Genomic DNA, 16876 nt, shown 5'->3' with positions numbered 1-16876 from the left:
AATAAAGGAACGATTATCAGTAGGACTGCCAAGTATTGAATAATTGCTACGTATTTATAATTCATTAAAATCGAACAGATAACCCAGCTCCTCCTCCAAAACGACTATCGTAACTCCCCATTAAAGAAAAATCTCTGGACAACATATACTCCGCACCAGCAGTACCTACCTTTTCAAAAATTGCAGAATCAACTAAAATATCACCACAATAGTGCATATCAATAGTAAATGACATTGTAGAAAGAAATACTACAATAGCTGTTAACAAGGATGATATTTTACGAAATGTCTGTTTCATTACTGGTGTTAAAATTCAAAAAGTTTAATGATTTATGTTAAAAAAAGACCCAAGTAAATACTTAGGTCGTTTCTCTTTAATCTAAAAAAAATAGCGTTTATCCCAACATTGCCAGCAACTTCTCAGCGACTAACTCAGATGAAGCTGGGTTCTGTCCAGTGATTAAATTACCTTCTTGAACTGAATATGGATTCCAATCTTCTCCTTTGGAATAAATTCCACCATTTTCCTTCAACATATCTTCTACTAAGAAAGGTACTATGTCTGTTAATTGTACAGCTTCTTCTTCAGTATTGGTGAATCCAGTTACTTTTTTTCCTTTGACTAAAGGATTACCGTTAGTGTCTTTTGTATGCTTGAATACTGCTGGTGCGTGACAGACTGCTCCAACTGGTTTATTATTGTTGTAGAAACTTTCAATTAACGCAACAGAGTTTTTATCTTCTGCAAGATCCCATAATGGACCGTGACCACCTGGATAAAAAACAGCATCATAATCAGCTTGATTTATGGTGTTAAGTTTTAATGTCTTGCTTAATACGGCTTGGGTTTCTTTATCTTTATTAAAACGCTCCGTAGCAAGTGTGCTAAAATCTGCAGTAGCACTTTTAGGATCAATAGGTGGCTGTCCACCTTTTGGAGAAGCTAAAGTAACAGCAACGCCTTTGTCTTTTAATAAATAGTATGGACTTGCAAATTCTTCAATCCAAAATCCTGTTTTTTCTCCTGTGTTTCCTAATTGATCGTGACTTGTAAGCACGAATAATACTTTTTTCATAATTTTATTTTTTTAATCTGAGGTAACTCAGAATGATTATTATTTAATCTAATACAGTTACTAAATCTGCTGTACTCTTTCTTACTTTAACTAGATCTACTAACCAATCTTCTTTTGGTGCTCTCATTCCTATTGGTAAGAGTACAGCACTGCGTAACCCTTTTTCTCTTAGACCTAATATTTTATCTACAGCAGCAGGATCAAAACCTTCTAATGGAGTAGCATCAAGGCCTTCATAAGCAGCAGCAGTTAATGCTAAAGCAAAAGCGATATAGGCTTGTTTTGCTGCGTGGTTAAAATTTTCTTCGGCATCTTTTTGAGGATAAGAGTCTAATAGCATTTGTCTGTAATTCTCCCATCCTTCGTTTTTAAATCCACGTACCTCATTGGTTAAATCAAACATATGGTTAATTCTATCTGCTGTATACGTGTCCCAAGCAGCGAATACTAAGAGATGAGAACAATCTGTAATCACGGATTGATTCCAAGCTACGGGCTTAATTTGTTCTTTAATCTCTTGGTTGGTAACCACGAAAATCTCAAAAGGTTGCAATCCACTTGACGTTGGAGCAAGGCGAGCAGCTTCTAAAATTCTATCAATTTTTTCCTGTGCTACTTTTTCGCCGTTCATTGCTTTTGCAGCGTATCTCCAATTTAATTTATCTAATAATTCCATTTGTATATTGTTTCTTTTTTTATAACTTAATACTGTTCCAAGCTGCGTGATAAGCTTCCTCGATATGATTTTCTTCTATTTTAAATGCTCCCTGTTTTTGCATTACTATTAAAAATGACAATGGATTAATAGTATAAGCATAAAGTAAATAATCTGACATAGGCTTGATTATCTGCTCATCTTTACCTCGTTGCCATAAATCAAGTAATGGTTGCAGGTGCTTTATGCCTTCTTGTCGACTAGCTTCATCAATGATAGGCGTATTGTCACATTGCGCTAAAAAAATCGCATTTTCTGTTTGTTTTGTCTTGAAATCCGCAATTCGTTTCCAAACAACTTCGAAACCTTTTGCCACAGACATGCTCTCTATATAAGATTCAAAAGCATATGCTGTAAATGATTCCTTAACCTCTATATATACTTTATTTACAAGATCTTGTTTGTTTTCAAAATATAAATAAATAGTAGCTGGAGAAACATTCGCCAATTTCGCAATTTTTGAAATGGGTGTAGCGTGAAAACCATTATTATTAACCAATGAGATGGTTGCATCAACTAATGCCCTTCTCTTTATTTCACTTTTCGATAATTCAGTCATCTTATAAATTCTCATACAAAAATACAACTAAAAATGAACATTCATTCTTTTTTATGATAGTCTTAAGGTTTTAAGTTGAGATTTCGCAGGTATTAAGTTCTCGTCAATATACTTTTGCAAAAAAATGATAAAATAAACTACCCGCGTCAGGCAGACGGAGTGTCAAATTTGAATTTTAATCTCTACAATGAAAACCTAAGGTATTAATACTTTCCCCTTAACACGAGGTAAGCCTCCTTGAACAATTAGTGATAAAATTTTAAGCAAATCTTAAGAAAGCCCTAATAGAATTCTAAATTTAGAGCTTAACTTTTGTCCATGCGAATTTTAATAGTAGAAGACGAACCAGGCATATTTAACTTCCTCAAACAAGGTTTGGAAGAAGAGTCATACCCGGTAATATCTCTGTTTGGTCTTTCCGCTATAGTGCTCCTGTAGCTTGGGGAACTATTTTAAGAGCGATCATTCTAATTATTTTAATGATTTCTTAGGTCGTTGTTGCCCTATTCTAATCGGTGATGCTCCAATATGTTCAGATTACCATCAAATTCATATAGATGAGGAATCCCGGTATCCACTTCGACTTTTTCAATATCGAGAGTCGAAATATGTTCTAGATGCGCTATCAAGGCGCGCAATGAATTGCCGTGTGCCGAGATGAGTACTGTCCTGTCCTTTGCCAATTGGGCTGCAATTGCCTCAAAAAAGTAATTGACGACCCTTTTCGAGGTATCCTTTAATGATTCGCCCAAGGGCAGCAAAGAGGGATTTACCTGTTTATATTTCGGATCAAATTTCGGATTTCGTTCATCTTCCTTGGACAGAATAGGGGGCGCTATGTCAAATCCCCTTCGAACATTCAAAAAATAATCTTCCCCTATCGCATTGCGAACCTCTTCCTTGTTCTTGCCCTGCCAATCCCCGTAGTGCCGTTCGTTCAGTTTCCAATGGTAACGGGTGTCCACGTGCATCTGTTCGGCCGTTTCCAATAAAATCCAAGCCGTTCGGATGGCACGTGTTAGGTAGGAGGAAAAACATATATCTATTTCAATAGTATTACGCTTCAAAATCTTACCCGCATTTTTGGCTTCTTCGATGCCTTCCGGGGCAAGGTCGATATCCGTCCATCCGGTAAATATATTTTTTAGGTTCCACTCACTTTTTCCATGTCTTACCAATATCAATTTTCCCATTTTATTTTTTTTTTAAATTGCGTTACGGTTCTATCCCATTATTGATGTTGCGTTCATGTTTCCCTCCGTTTTCCTATAAATGACAGTATTTTAATATGGGAATAAATAAAAATTCCTCCGTAGTATAATTTACTTGAAATTTCGTTGATAAACTCGACTTTTTCGTGTTTTATAATGTTTTTAACGCCTTTGATAAATAGGTGTAACTTTTGCTTTGCAATGCTACCTTGAAATTTTCCAAATGTGCCGCGTACCATAATCGACCCCGAATTAAACATAGATTGTATTTCTTCGACCTGTACGGTGGTGACCACGTTGTTTTTCGCAGCGCGGAGATTTTATAACCATCCGATGTATAGCTAATAATTGTATTGTCAGTATGATCAAAATAATAAGTTTTAGGAATTAAATGGGATTTCCCCTGTAATAGATAGGCCAAGTGGCCGTGGTAATTGTTCATGAGTACTCATGCACTTGTGCCAGTTGTTAAATCTGCCGTAATCATCTTTTAAGATTACGGTTTTTGATTTATTTCGTTAGGTTCAGATACCGCCAGTAAGCTGCTAATGATGATTTCCTTCTCCATCGGGAAGTAGGCAATTTTTAGGATAGTTTAGAGGTTCTCGCTCAATGTTCTTACACCGAACTCTTCTAGTTTTATAGAATTTTATTAAACATATAACACTATGATGAATATCATAGTATTTAACGTGTTTGAAGCATATTTTTAGTCCTTTGGTTTTTCTGAAAACAAATTCAGCACATTAGAAAATGTTTTAGTGATCTCATAATTAATTGAATACAGGTGCAGATAAAAACTTGTTTTTTGATTTTGTGATATGGTAATGAAAAAGAGTTAAAAACACGAGAATGAAAAAAGTTAAAAATTCTAAGTATATACAGATTGTCCTGTTATTTTGGCTCTCTTTTAGTGCCTTAAATGCACAAGATGAGACTGAAAACCTTACAGAAGCAGTTTCCTATAAACCTATTGATTTTAATTTACAGGTAAAAAACATGCACTTGTGGAGAGGGCTTAGGGTTACCGACGCTCCTATGACCGGAGCTCTTTTACATTATACTTCAAAGAACGGTAAATTAGATGCGGGGTTTTGGGGCGGTGCAGGATTCAATGGAGACTATACCGAGGTTGATTATTATATTAGTTATACTACTCATGGGTTTTCAATAGCGTTATGGGATATTAATAATTACAGTGACTTTCCGGATGCAGAAATTTTTGATTATGATACATCCACTACATCCCACTTTGTGGATTTAACATTAGCATATACTTTTCAAAAAATTCCTTTAAAAGCGTCGTGGAGTACTATTCTCCTAGGTAGAGATAGCTATCTCACAGATGACGGAGAATTAGAGAATACCTTTACTAATTATGTAGAGCTTAGCTATAATATTTTTAAAAAGAAACATTCATCCTTGGGAGTCTCCATTGCTGGAGCATTTTCATTCGTTAATGACGCCCATTTTTATGGGGATAAAGTCCTAAATAATTTTGGAATTATTTATAGCAGGGATGTAAAAGTTTACCAAGATATTTACCTCCCCGTGTCTGTAACAGCTTTGTGGAATACCGATCAAAAGTTTGCAAGTATACAAGTCGCTATAAACCTTTTTTAAATCCCTCTTAGAAGGTTTAATTACCTGAGGTTCGCCTGCGTAAACAAAATTCTTTTTTTTTTGGAAGCTTACCTCGTGAGTTTGCACCGAGGTTGTTGATTCAATTTAGCCAAATAATTTTGCCTTTGTATATTTAGCATACATTTCTGCTATGTTGGTTATTGAAATCCCCTCTGGGCATTCTACTTCACAAGCACCTGTAAAGGAGCAACTTCCAAACCCTTCCAATTCCATTTGGTAGGTCATTTCTTGCACTCGTTTATGCGCTTCAGGATGTCCTTGCGGCAAGTTGTTAAGATGGTTGATTTTAGCTGATGTAAATAAGGCCGCAGACGCGTTCTTACAGGTAGCTACACAAGCACCACATCCAATACAGGCCGCAACATTCATTGCGTTGTCAGATACCTCTTTAGGAATAAGAATGGCATTAGCCTCTGGTGCAGTTCCTGTTTTTGCATTGATATATCCCCCTTGTTCCATGATTCTGTCAAATGCAGAACGGTCTACGATCAAATCTTTTAGTACCGGAAAAGAAGCTGCCCTCCATGGTTCGACAACAATAGTATCACCATCTTTAAAACTACGCATGTGTAATTGGCAGGTAGTGATATTATCGTGTGGACCGTGAGCACGACCATTTATAAAAACACCACATTGCCCGCAGATACCTTCCCTACAGTCATACTCGTAAGCGATAACTTTTTCGTTTTTAAGAACCAGCAATTCGTTTAAATGATCCAATGCTTCCAGAAAGGACATATCTTCTGTTAACCCATCTACCTTATATTCTTCTATTGCTCCTTTGGTATTCTGGTTTTCTTGTCTCCAAATTTTAAATGTAACTTTCATTATATGTCATTTATAACTTCTTACCGAAGGTTTTACAAATTCAAATTCTAGTTCTTCTTTGTGTAATTTAAAATCACCTTCATCGTACTCCCAAGCAGACACATAGGAATAGTTTTCATCTACGCGTACAGCTTCGCCATCCTCAGTCTGAAATTCTTCTCTAAAATGTGCTCCACACGACTCTTCACGTTCTAATGCATCTGTACACATTAAAATTCCTAACTCAATAAAATCAGCTAGTCGCAAGGCTTTTTCTAGTTCTGTATTTAGTTCATTACTGCTTCCTGTAACTTTTACATCACTCCAGAATCCATCTCTTATCTTTTTTATTTGAAGTATTGCTTTTTCCAGCCCCTCTTTATTACGACTCATAGCACATTCTTGCCACATGACTTTCCCTAATTCTCTATGGAAATGGTCTACAGTTTTGGTGCCGTTGATATTCAAAACTCTGTCTATAGTACCCCGTACTTCTTTTTCAGCCTTTTCAAATTCTATATGATCTGTGGTCGGAATATCTTCTTCTAAAGCACCTGCCAGATAATTATTAATCGTATTCGGTAATATGAAATAACCATCGATACTCGCCTGCAGTAATGAATTTGCTCCCAGACGATTGGCACCATGATCAGAGAAATTACATTCTCCAATAGCATACAATCCAGGAATGGTAGTCATTAACTCATAATCTACCCATAATCCACCCATGGAGAAATGCGCGGCAGGTGAAATTTGCATAGGTTCTTTATATGCATCAATCCCTGTAATTTTTTTATACATGCTGAAGAGATTTTCATAACGATCTTTTATAGTTTGAATACCTAATTTATCGATTGCGTGTCTGAAATCTAGGTAGACGGCATTTTTTAATCTTCCCACACCGTGTCCAGCATCGATGCGTTCTTTTGCAGCTCTTGATGCAATGTCACGAGGTGCTAAATTTCCAAAACTCGGATAGCGACGTTCTAAGTAATAATCCCGTTCTTTTTCCAGTATATCATTTGCTTTTCTGGTGTCTCCCTTTTGTTTAGGTACCCAAATACGCCCGTCATTTCTGAGGGATTCTGACATTAAGGTAAGTTTGGATTGCGTCTCACTGGTTTGCGGTAATGCTGTAGGGTGAATTTGCGTAAAACTAGGCGCTGCAAAAAAGGCACCTCTTTTATGGGCTTTCCAAATTGCGCTTCCATTACATCCAATGGCAAGCGTAGACAATCTAAAAACACGAGAATAGCCACCAGTCGCCAATACAATTGCGTCTGCAGCATAGCGTTTAAGTTCACCTGTAACCAAATCACGGACAATAATCCCTTTTGCTTTTCCTTTGATTACTACTAAATCGAGCATTTCACTGCGCGGAAACATTTTTACCTTCTTCGCCCGAATCATTTTATACAGCTGCGAATATGCGGCGAGTAATAATTGTTGCCCTGTTTGCCCTCTGGCATAAAAGGTACGTTGTACTTGTACGCCACCAAAACTACGATTCACTAATACCCCACCATATTCTCTGGCAAATGGAACGCCTTGTTGCACAAAATGATCAATAAGTGGTGCAGAAAGCTCGGCCAATCTATAGGTATTGGCTTCTCGAGACCTGAAATCTCCGCCTTTCAATGTATCATAAAACATTCTCCAAACGCTATCACCATCATGCTGATAATTTTTTGCAGCATTAATACCTCCTTGGGCAGCAACAGAATGCGCTCTACGGGCAGAATCTTGATAACAAAAGCATTGAACGTCATAGCCTAATTCGGCAAGTGTAGCTGAAGCTCCAGCTCCAGAAAGCCCTGATCCTACAACGATAACATTTAGTTTCTTTTTATTGGCAGGGTTGATCAAATGCGCTTTTATCTGGTAATTACGCCACTTATCTTCGAGTCTTCCTTCCGGGGTTTTTGAATCTAATTTCATTTTAATGAATTATTTGAGATATACAAAAAACGGTATAATCCCAAATCCGATGGAGATTATAACTGCATATATGAGGGACACTTTGGCCAAAATCCGTAATCCTTTTTTATGATAAAATCCTAGTGTTTTGAAAGCACTTTTAAGTCCGTGATTTAGATGAAGTCCAAGAGGAATCATTAAAACCGTATAAAAAATTACATAGTAAATATTGTGAAATAGCGAAAAGGTTACTTCATATACATCTAAATTACCTGTAGCATCCAGTTCTAGACTTTCACCTATTCCTAATTTGATACGGGCCCAAAAATTAGCAAGATGGACTACGATAAAAAGTAAGATCATCGTCCCAATAAGTCCCATATTTTGTGAAGTCCATGTACTATTTTGCATAAAATGATTGACCACATATTTCTGTGGTTTGGCTTTTCTATTATGTATTGTGATGAGCAATGCATAGATTACATGCAATACGATAAAAGCATACAAAATATAGGATATCGACTTAATGAAAAGGTTCTCCCGCAATGTGGTAGCGTACGAATTGTACAGTTCGCGTGCTGTTTCCTCAGGCAGTAATAGAATCCAATTTGCAGAAAGGTGTACAATCAAAAATAAGCACAAGAAAAGCCCGGTTCCTGCGATAATTGTTTTCCTAAAAAACAATTTATTTTCGGCCATACCTCTTATTTTTTAAATTGACTGGTTCTATAAATGGATTACAGCTATTCAACGTTTTTAGAATAAAAGTTATTTTTGAAACTGACTATCCTTGAGGCACAGCCATAGAGGTATTTGCTAGTTTCATTTTAATCAAAAGAAAAGAAATCAAAATCCTGTTATTTTGATTCCTGTTTTTATGGGAATGATAATTTTAACGGAAACCCCGAGGCAGAGCCTCGAGGAATTCTTTCCGATTAAATATGATCTAAAATCTGATGCGCATCGATCAGCGGCCCTCCGTGTAAAATTTCATTGGAAGCTTGATTTATAAACTTGTCAAAGTTTAAATGAAAAGAATGTGCTAACTGAATGGATTTGCTAACATAGGCCCCTTTCTGTAACCAAGTATTCATCGGGTCCAACATTTCCGAGGGAACACCATGAATATATTTTGGCATATGCAATCCAAAAATTGGATGTTGCTCATAATCAATATCATTAAGTTCACCTTCCATTGCCGCTGATATCATAGCTCGTGTATATCTAAGTTTTATACGGGATCCGACCCCGTAAGGTCCCCCGGACCAACCGGTATTGACCAACCAAACATTTACGTTGGCTTCGGTCATTTTTTTGCTCAACATCTCTGCATATACCGTAGGGTGCAATGGCATAAAAGGCTCCCCAAAACAAGCGGAGAACGATGGAACAGGCTCTACAATCCCTGCTTCCGTACCAGCGACTTTTGCCGTATATCCTGATATGAAATGATATGCCGCCTGTGCCGGTGTTAATTTTGATATTGGAGGTAGAACTCCAAAGGCATCGCAGGTTAGAAAGAATATGTTTTTCGGGTTTTTTGCATAAGAAGGTATGGTAATATTATCAATATGGTCAATAGGATAGCTCACCCGTGTATTTTGAGTAATGCTACTATTTTCATAATCCACTTCTTTGGTTCCTTCTTTGAAAACAATATTCTCTAGAATAGCACCCGGACGTATCGCACGGAAAATATCAGGTTCTTTTTCTTCGGTAAGGTCGATCGCCTTTGCATAGCATCCTCCTTCAAAATTAAATATTGTATTCTCAGCGGTCCAACCATGTTCATCATCACCGATCAACTTACGTTTAGGATCGGCAGATAGTGTTGTTTTTCCAGTACCTGATAATCCAAAGAATATAGCCGTTTCTCCATCTTCACCTACGTTTGCAGAACAATGCATTGGCAGTACATTCTTCTCTATTGGTAGAATTAGGTTTAATGCCGAAAAAACACCTTTTTTCATTTCACCGGTATACGCAGATCCTCCGACCAAAGCTATTTTACGAGTGAAATCAAGTATGGAGAAATTCCCTTGACGAATCCCAAAAGCTGTAGGATCTTGAGCTTCATATCCCGGAGCACAAAGTACCAACCATTCTTCTTCAAAATCAGCAATTTCATTTTCTGCCAATCGAAGAAACATGTTATGAACGAAAAAGTTGGACCAGGGATATTCTGTTATGGTTCTTACATTCATTCGGTATTTTGGATCGGCACATACATACCCATCATGAATGTATATTGACTTTCCAGATAAATAATTGGTCACTTCATTGTATAGTTTATTAAAATTATCTGGGGTAATTGATTTATTCGTACGCCCCCACCAGACTTTATCTTTTGTATAATCGTCCTCTACTAAAAAGCGATCTTTTGGGGATCTGCCTGTAAATTTGCCGGTATTGACAGCTAGTGTGCCATTTGCAGTTTCTTTTCCCATTCCTTGTTCTACAGTAAGTTTTTGTAATGTCTCAGGGGAAAGGTTCCAAAATGTAGTAACATCTTTTAACCCATATTTATCAAGGTCAGTATTTTTTGGTGCTTTCGATAGTATTTCCATAGATATAATTTTTAAAAGTTTTTATAAAGTTAAAAATGCGAGGTCAACATAAACATGAGCATTATCATGACAAAAAACTCATGGTATAAAAGACCCTCTTATTGATTTACATAGTTGTATTTTAAATTTTGGGAGTAGGGTAATCCTAGGTGAAAAACCTATTAATCCAAAGTCAGTAAAGGTATTTGCGAACGTAATGTCAGGAACTTTGTTAGTCTGCCTTCAGAGGGTCGATTCTTTTTCGAATGGTTAGAAGGAAGTATGGCTATCATATCTATCTCCTTTTTTTTTACATAATCAAAAATCCCGTCCATCACATCTATATTTTCCATAAACATGTGATGAGAATAAAACTTTTCCAAATAATAGGTGATTGTATTTTCGTTGTTCTCATCGGTTACCGAATACCCGTAAGTACCGTCTTCATTACAAATCGTCAATACATGAACTTGAGCATCAAACCTTCTTGCGGTTTCTAATAATATCCCTAAAGCAGAAGGGTCATCAATTTCATCTTTACCTAATACCAAAGCAATCCTACTGACTTGAAACTCTTCAACTTTTTCCGGGACAACCAAGACAGGACAATCAGCTTCTAAAACAAGTCCTGAAGTATTAGTGAAGGTACTTTCTTCATCCTGATCACTACCTTTAGTTCCCATAATAATGAGATCTATGTTGCTCTCTTTTTGTTCTTTCAATATTGTATCAATTAATAATTCTTTTCGTATTATTAACTCGATATTGGATTTTGATGCATAAGGAAATTGTTTCTTTATATCTGAAATCTTTTCTTGTAGTACTTCTTTCAATTCGTCATCGTCCGATGTACTGGAAGCATATAAGGTTATGATTTCTGGAGAATCATTTTGGGTTATAAAATGAAGTGCATATTGTAAAGCACGTTCCGATGCCAGGGATAAATTAAATGGAACAAGGATTTTATTTATATTACTCATAATTCTTGTGAAGTTAAAAAAGGTTAAAATTGAATTTTCGGGTTGCGGTAAAGCAACGTTTTAATAAAATACAGAAGCTCTTTACGCAATAACATCATCTTAAAAGGAATTAAAATTCTTCTATATATCAGCATCTATTACTTTAAATACAAATAAATTAAACTGGCAATTACCGCACCTGTAATGGGGGCCAATACGGGTATCCAGCTATATTTCCAGTTGCTTCCACCTTTTCCTGGAATAGGTAAGACGGCATGCATAATTCTTGGTATCAAATCCCGTACAGGATTAATTGCATATCCGGTAGTGCCGCCCAAGCTTAGCCCTATTACAGTAACTAATAAGGCTACTGGTAAAGCTCCTACCGATCCTAAGCCAACAACATTACCTGACATTAAATCAGTATTGAACTGAGGTTCGGTGAAATATAGGATTACGAACATGAGTACAAATGTACCTGTCATTTCACTTAGAAAGTTGATCGGATAATTTTTAATAGCAGGTCCGGTAGAAAACACTCCCAATTTGGTGCCTTGATCTTTTGTAGATGCAAAATGATCTTTAAAGATCAGCCACACCAATGTTGCACCGGTGGCACCGCCAAGTACTTGCGCCAATAAAAAAGAAGGTACTTCACTCCAAGCAAATAGGCCAGAGGAAGCAAGACCGATAGTTACCGCCGGATTGATATGGGCACCGCTATATGGACCAGCAACCGCGACGGCGGCAAAAACACTAAGCCCCCACCCAAAGCTAATAACGATCCAACCGCTATTTTGACCAAACGTATTGTTAAGCGCAACATTGGCGTTAGTTCCAAGACCGAGCAATAACAATAGAAAGGTTCCGAAAAATTCTGCTACAAATGGGGACATAAGTTTTGATATTAAATAATGTTTATCACTAGGTAAGTTGATTAATCCAAAATATACCCTTTGGCCAACTTTTTATAGGCTTCTATTTCTTGGGAAACCTTAGCATCGTTCCAATCCAGCTCGGTAGCTATCAACCTAGCAACTTCCGGTGCCATTTCGATACTTGCCCGGGCATCAAGGAATAACGCTCTTACACGTCTTGCTAAAACATCTTCTATGTTTCTAGCCATTTCTTCTCTTACGGCCCAAACTACTTCAGCCTTTATGAAATTCAATTTAGGATGCAACTTTTCACCCAACGATGGATTGCTATTCACAAGTTTAAGTATCCGAAGTCGATCTGTTCCATAGAACCTTAAATTATCATCCTCTTCTAAGTGTTGCACATAACCATGAATGGGCATATTTTTGGTTACACTAGGTTGCTCATCAAGACCGGCTACCATGGATGCCTTGTCAATTGTATCCTCTCCCATACGGCGATAGGTAGTCCATTTACCTCCAGTAATGGTAACGAGACCTGATAAGGATATTGAAATTTTATGACTACGTGATATCTCCTTGGTGCTTTTTCCTTCATCCTCAGGAGCTGCAAGCGGTCGCAATCCAGCAAAAATGCATAACACATCTTTTCTAGAAGGCGCTCTAGTTAGGTATTTGCTAGCAGTATCTAATATAAATTTGATCTCCTCTTTAAGGGCTCGTGGTTCTAGAGAAGGTTCTGAAATTAGTGTGTCAGTAGTACCTACTACTACTTTATCATGCCAGGGTACCGCAAATAACACGCGACCATCATCTGTTTTAGGAATCATGATAGCCGAGTCACCCAACAAGAACTCTTTCTCAAGGACAATGTGAACACCCTGACTTGGAACTATAGTTTTACGGGCATTTACATCATCCATTTTTAGAATGTCATCGGCAAAGACCCCTGTGGCATTGATAACGGCTTTTGCATTTATTTTAAATTCTTTACCAGTCTCCTGATCAATTGCCATAACACCATCAACCAATTGATTGTTATTTTTCAATAGCTGGGTAACTTTCATATAATTGAGAACATTACCATTATTATTCACGATGGTCTGTGCCAGATTGATTGCCAGTCTAGAATCATCGAATTGACCATCATGATATATTACACCGCCACGTAGTCCTTTTTTTTTGAGATTCGGTATTGCTTTGAGTGTTTCTTCTTTGCTTATATGAACAGAAGGCCCCAATCCTAGTTTGCCAGCCATCATATCGTACACTTTTAACCCGACGGTGTAAAATGGACCACCCCACCATTCATAATTCGGAATAATAAATTCCTGATCACTTACCAAATGCGGAGCATTTTGCTTAAGAAGACCACGTTCATGTAAAGCTTCAAGTACAAGAGAGATATCTCCCTGTGCCAGATATCTAACCCCACCATGTACAAGTTTGGTACTTCTGCTTGATGTACCCTTTGCAAAATCCGCTTGTTCCAGCAGCAACGTCTTATATCCTCTACTAGCCGCATCCAAGGCTGCTCCCAGTCCTGTTGCACCACCTCCGATTACAACAATATCCCATACCTTGTCGATATGTTGCTCGAGTTTTTTTATCATTAACTTTCTGTTCATCTTTTTGCTGTTTTTTGTTCTAATTATAACCAGTCTTTTGATCGTTCAACTGCTTTACTCCAACGGGAGTACAATTCTTCTCTTTCTTCAGATTCCATTTTTGGTTCGAATTTTTGATCTTCTTGCCATTGATTTTTTAAGTCTTCTAATTTCCAGAATTTTACGGCTAAACCAGCTAGGTAAGCTGCTCCAAGTGCTGTAGTCTCATATACCTTGGGTCTCACTACATCAATATTAAGGATGTCCGATTGAAATTGCATTAACGTGTTGTTTACGGAAGCGCCTCCGTCAACACGCAATTCCTTTATAGCTATTTTAGAATCACCATGCATAGCGTTCATTACATCTTTAGTCTGATAGCATATGGCTTCAAGAGCTGCCCTAGCTATATGTCCCTTGGTAGTGCCACGTGTAATCCCTATAATAATACCTCTAGCGTATTGATCCCAATGAGGCGCCCCTAATCCGGCAAACGCCGGTACTAGAAAAATACCGCCATTATCCTCCACAGAATTGGCTAATTTTTCTATTTCACGAGATTCCCTAACAAGGTCTAACCCATCTCGAAGCCATTGTACTACTGCTCCTCCAATAAAAATGCTACCTTCCAAGGCATAGGTCGTTTCACCATTTATTTGCCAGGCTATGGTCGTAAGTAAATTGTTTTTTGAAGAAACGGGAGTGCTTCCTGTATTTGCTACGATAAAGCATCCTGTACCGTAAGTGCTCTTTACCATTCCCGATTCTAGTGCCATTTGACCGAAAAGGCTAGCTTGTTGATCTCCGGCAATACCGGCAATAGGAATTCCCCAACTACTCACCCCATAAACCTCGCTACAGGATTTTACTTCAGGCAACATACTTTTCGGAATATCAAGTAGTGTTAACAATTCATTGTCCCAATCAAGATCATGGATGTTGTAAAGCATCGTCCTACTTGCGTTGGTAACATCTGTAATATGTAATTTGCCTTTGGTAAGATTCCAGACAAGCCACGAATCAACCGTTCCAAATGCTAGTTCTCCAGCCTCTGCTTTTTTTCTGGCACCTTCTACGTTATCCAATATCCATTTGATCTTAGTTCCCGAAAAATAGGCGTCTATGACCAAGCCCGTCTTTGATTTTATCTTATCGGTGTAACCATCCTCCTTAAGTTGATCACAAATTTTTGAAGTTCTTCGATCCTGCCATACAATGGCATTGTAAATAGGTTTACCGCTTGCCCGATCCCAAATAATTGTAGTTTCTCTCTGATTCGTTATCCCTATCGCAGCAATATCGGAGTTTTCAATGTGCAACTTTGCCTTTGCTTCTGCCACTACACCGCGTTGAGAAGACCAAATTTCCATGGCATCATGTTCTACCCAACCCGGTTTAGGAAAAATTTGTTCAAACTCTTTTTGAGCAATAGCTTCGATTTGACCTTTATGATTAAACAAAATGGCTCTGGAACTGGTAGTTCCTTGATCTAACGATAATATATATTTAGACATAATTAGTATAATTAAAATTTATATAGAAAAAAGTGATTCGGTCTTTTTGAAAGGCTTATTATCATCTTCATTTTTTAAGTTTAGAATGCATTTTTTATTTAATTTCAACTATCCTCTCGAGACTTTTAATAGGTTAAATTAAAAATATCAAAATCAGTTGCTATATAGTATGATTTTAGTCAGTTCAAAACATAAATTAATTGCTTATCAGTAAGGTATCTTTATAACAATTTCGCTCTTATCGAAAGCCTATGGCCGAATTATTTTCTGTTGAGCTTGTAACAGAACTCATCTGGGTTGTTCTGTAAATGCTTCCCCTAGATTTTTTTTGGCAGGATGAGAACTATATATCTGTTTCAATAGTATTTCGCTTCAAAATCTTACCTGTATTTTTGGCTTCTTCAATGCCTTCCAGGTCAAGGTCGATATCCGCCCATCCGGCAAATAGATTTTTTACGTTCCACTCACTTTTCCATGCCGTACCAATATCAATTTTTCCATTTCATCTTTTTTAGATTACCAAATAGTTCAATCCCATTATTGATGAAAGCTTTAGGTTTCCCTTCGTTTTCCCATTATTTCCAGTATTTTAATACGGTAAACAATAGGAATGCCCCTGGAGTATATTTTACTTGAAAATTCGTTGATAAACTCGACCTCCTTATGTTCTTTTCGTTTTATAATACTTTTTATGCCTTCGGTAAATAGGTGTAACTTTTGCTTGGCAATGCTGCCCTCAAGTTCTTCGAATGTACCGTGTACCATGACCGACTCCCAATTAAACATAGATTGTATTTCTTCGACCTGTACGGTGACGGAGTTGCTTTTTCGCATCGCATCGATTTTATGGCCTTCCGATGTATAGCTGATAATTGTACCGTCTATATGATCAAAATAATAGGTAATTGGAATCAAATAGGGTTTCCCTTGCCATAGATAGGCCAAGTGACCGAGGTAATTGTTTCTGAGAACATGTGCACTTGCGCTAGTTGTTAAATCTGTCATTGTTGTTATTGTTTTTGAATATTACTGATCGTTTTTATATGTGTTGTGCCAAGTGTAGTTTCCGAATGTATTCCTCCATCGATTATATATTTCCTTTTTTGAGTTGTTGTACCGCATGGTTTGCCGCTCTGGCCGTAAATGCCATATAGGTGAGGGATGGATTCACGCAGGCAGCGGATGCCATAAACGACCCGTCGGTCACATATACATTGGGTACTTCGTGTATTTGGTTGTGTCCGTTGAGTACCGATGTTCTTTTGTCCCTTCCCATACGGGCGGTGCCCATTTCGTGGATTCCAAGGCCTAGCGCCCCGGGATTGTCAAAGGGCTCGACATCGCGCAGCCCTGCTTTTTCGAGCATTTCGACAGCGGATTCCTTCATATCCTTCCGCATGGCCCATTCATTCTCCTTGAATTCGGCATCGAAAGTTACCGTAG

General features: G+C 37.6%; 17 protein-coding genes. 1 reads left to right on the top strand and 16 read right to left on the bottom strand.

The genetic code is table 11. The features are described 5' to 3' along the window. Positions 1-64: 64 nt before the first annotated feature. The 5 genes from AAC084_RS08380 to AAC084_RS08360 all read right to left on the bottom strand — a co-directional run bounded on the left by AAC084_RS08380 (position 65) and on the right by AAC084_RS08360 (position 3543). A complete protein-coding gene (locus AAC084_RS08380) occupies positions 65-298 on the bottom strand; it encodes a hypothetical protein (RefSeq protein ID WP_339839440.1) in 234 nt (77 codons plus the stop codon). A 97-nt stretch (positions 299-395) separates the two neighbouring features. Further along, a complete protein-coding gene (locus tag AAC084_RS08375) occupies positions 396-1058 on the bottom strand; it encodes a type 1 glutamine amidotransferase domain-containing protein (RefSeq protein WP_339839437.1) in 663 nt (220 codons plus the stop codon). A 61-nt stretch (positions 1059-1119) separates the two neighbouring features. Then, positions 1120-1752, bottom strand: coding sequence for a nitroreductase family protein (locus tag AAC084_RS08370; protein WP_339839435.1), 633 nt, complete (start codon positions 1750-1752; stop codon positions 1120-1122). Between the two features lie 19 nt (positions 1753-1771). Then, positions 1772-2350, bottom strand: a complete 579-nt coding sequence (locus AAC084_RS08365) for a TetR/AcrR family transcriptional regulator (protein ID WP_339839755.1) — start codon at positions 2348-2350, stop codon at positions 1772-1774. Positions 2351-2853: 503 nt separating this feature from the next. Then, complete coding sequence (locus AAC084_RS08360) at positions 2854-3543, bottom strand: 2,3-bisphosphoglycerate-dependent phosphoglycerate mutase (RefSeq protein ID WP_339839433.1); 690 nt, start codon at positions 3541-3543, stop codon at positions 2854-2856. Between the two features lie 870 nt (positions 3544-4413). Here AAC084_RS08360 and AAC084_RS08355 point away from each other — a divergent pair. Further along, positions 4414-5184: a hypothetical protein gene (locus AAC084_RS08355; RefSeq protein ID WP_339839431.1), complete on the top strand. Its 771-nt coding sequence runs from the start codon at positions 4414-4416 to the stop codon at positions 5182-5184. Positions 5185-5289: 105 nt separating this feature from the next. Here the strand turns inward: AAC084_RS08355 and AAC084_RS08350 are convergent, their stop codons facing one another. From AAC084_RS08350 to AAC084_RS08300, 11 genes are all read right to left on the bottom strand, one after another. Next, positions 5290-6033, bottom strand: coding sequence for a succinate dehydrogenase/fumarate reductase iron-sulfur subunit (locus tag AAC084_RS08350; protein WP_339839428.1), 744 nt, complete (start codon positions 6031-6033; stop codon positions 5290-5292). A 6-nt stretch (positions 6034-6039) separates the two neighbouring features. Then, positions 6040-7950 carry a fumarate reductase/succinate dehydrogenase flavoprotein subunit gene (locus tag AAC084_RS08345; protein ID WP_339839425.1) on the bottom strand — a complete coding sequence of 637 codons (1911 nt, stop codon included), beginning with the start codon at positions 7948-7950 and terminating at the stop codon, positions 6040-6042. A 9-nt stretch (positions 7951-7959) separates the two neighbouring features. Further along, complete coding sequence (locus tag AAC084_RS08340) at positions 7960-8628, bottom strand: succinate dehydrogenase cytochrome b subunit (protein WP_339839422.1); 669 nt, start codon at positions 8626-8628, stop codon at positions 7960-7962. 236 nt (positions 8629-8864) lie between these two features. Further along, positions 8865-10496: a phosphoenolpyruvate carboxykinase (ATP) gene (gene pckA / locus AAC084_RS08335; RefSeq protein ID WP_339839419.1), complete on the bottom strand. Its 1632-nt coding sequence runs from the start codon at positions 10494-10496 to the stop codon at positions 8865-8867. Between the two features lie 161 nt (positions 10497-10657). Further along, complete coding sequence (locus tag AAC084_RS08330) at positions 10658-11455, bottom strand: universal stress protein (protein ID WP_339839417.1); 798 nt, start codon at positions 11453-11455, stop codon at positions 10658-10660. Positions 11456-11592: 137 nt separating this feature from the next. After that, positions 11593-12330, bottom strand: a complete 738-nt coding sequence (locus AAC084_RS08325) for an MIP/aquaporin family protein (RefSeq protein ID WP_339839414.1) — start codon at positions 12328-12330, stop codon at positions 11593-11595. A gap of 41 nt (positions 12331-12371) precedes the next feature. Continuing rightward, the gene (locus AAC084_RS08320) at positions 12372-13925 is read right to left on the bottom strand and encodes a glycerol-3-phosphate dehydrogenase/oxidase (protein ID WP_339839411.1); all 1554 of its coding nucleotides are present in this window, start codon (positions 13923-13925) and stop codon (positions 12372-12374) included. A gap of 38 nt (positions 13926-13963) precedes the next feature. Then, the gene (gene glpK, locus AAC084_RS08315; protein WP_339839407.1) at positions 13964-15433 is read right to left on the bottom strand and encodes a glycerol kinase GlpK; all 1470 of its coding nucleotides are present in this window, start codon (positions 15431-15433) and stop codon (positions 13964-13966) included. A gap of 343 nt (positions 15434-15776) precedes the next feature. Beyond that, a complete protein-coding gene (locus AAC084_RS08310; RefSeq protein WP_339839752.1) occupies positions 15777-15848 on the bottom strand; it encodes a hypothetical protein in 72 nt (23 codons plus the stop codon). Positions 15849-15985: 137 nt separating this feature from the next. Next, positions 15986-16438: a pyridoxamine 5'-phosphate oxidase family protein gene (locus tag AAC084_RS08305; RefSeq protein WP_339839404.1), complete on the bottom strand. Its 453-nt coding sequence runs from the start codon at positions 16436-16438 to the stop codon at positions 15986-15988. An 82-nt stretch (positions 16439-16520) separates the two neighbouring features. Further along, positions 16521-16876: GMC oxidoreductase (locus tag AAC084_RS08300; RefSeq protein WP_339839401.1), on the bottom strand; the 356-nt coding region annotated here is incomplete at its 5' end.

This window comes from uncultured Maribacter sp. (genome assembly GCF_963977385.1).
Taxonomy (GTDB): Bacteria; Bacteroidota; Bacteroidia; order Flavobacteriales; family Flavobacteriaceae; genus Maribacter.
The sequence above is the reverse complement of the archived record's forward strand: the minus strand, read 5'-3'. Positions and strand labels throughout refer to the sequence as shown.

Coding starts and splice junctions, on each gene's coding strand:
- AAC084_RS08325 (WP_339839414.1), bottom strand. CDS start 12,330: ATGTCCCCATTTGTAGCAGAATTTTTCGGAACCTTTCTATTGTTATTG.
- AAC084_RS08355 (WP_339839431.1), top strand. CDS start 4,414: ATGAAAAAAGTTAAAAATTCTAAGTATATACAGATTGTCCTGTTATTT.
- AAC084_RS08365 (WP_339839755.1), bottom strand. CDS start 2,350: ATGACTGAATTATCGAAAAGTGAAATAAAGAGAAGGGCATTAGTTGAT.
- AAC084_RS08370 (WP_339839435.1), bottom strand. CDS start 1,752: ATGGAATTATTAGATAAATTAAATTGGAGATACGCTGCAAAAGCAATG.
- AAC084_RS08345 (WP_339839425.1), bottom strand. CDS start 7,950: ATGAAATTAGATTCAAAAACCCCGGAAGGAAGACTCGAAGATAAGTGG.
- AAC084_RS08305 (WP_339839404.1), bottom strand. CDS start 16,438: ATGACAGATTTAACAACTAGCGCAAGTGCACATGTTCTCAGAAACAAT.
- AAC084_RS08360 (WP_339839433.1), bottom strand. CDS start 3,543: ATGGGAAAATTGATATTGGTAAGACATGGAAAAAGTGAGTGGAACCTA.
- pckA (WP_339839419.1), bottom strand. CDS start 10,496: ATGGAAATACTATCGAAAGCACCAAAAAATACTGACCTTGATAAATAT.
- AAC084_RS08350 (WP_339839428.1), bottom strand. CDS start 6,033: ATGAAAGTTACATTTAAAATTTGGAGACAAGAAAACCAGAATACCAAA.
- AAC084_RS08330 (WP_339839417.1), bottom strand. CDS start 11,455: ATGAGTAATATAAATAAAATCCTTGTTCCATTTAATTTATCCCTGGCA.
- AAC084_RS08320 (WP_339839411.1), bottom strand. CDS start 13,925: ATGATAAAAAAACTCGAGCAACATATCGACAAGGTATGGGATATTGTT.
- glpK (WP_339839407.1), bottom strand. CDS start 15,433: ATGTCTAAATATATATTATCGTTAGATCAAGGAACTACCAGTTCCAGA.
- AAC084_RS08380 (WP_339839440.1), bottom strand. CDS start 298: ATGAAACAGACATTTCGTAAAATATCATCCTTGTTAACAGCTATTGTA.
- AAC084_RS08340 (WP_339839422.1), bottom strand. CDS start 8,628: ATGGCCGAAAATAAATTGTTTTTTAGGAAAACAATTATCGCAGGAACC.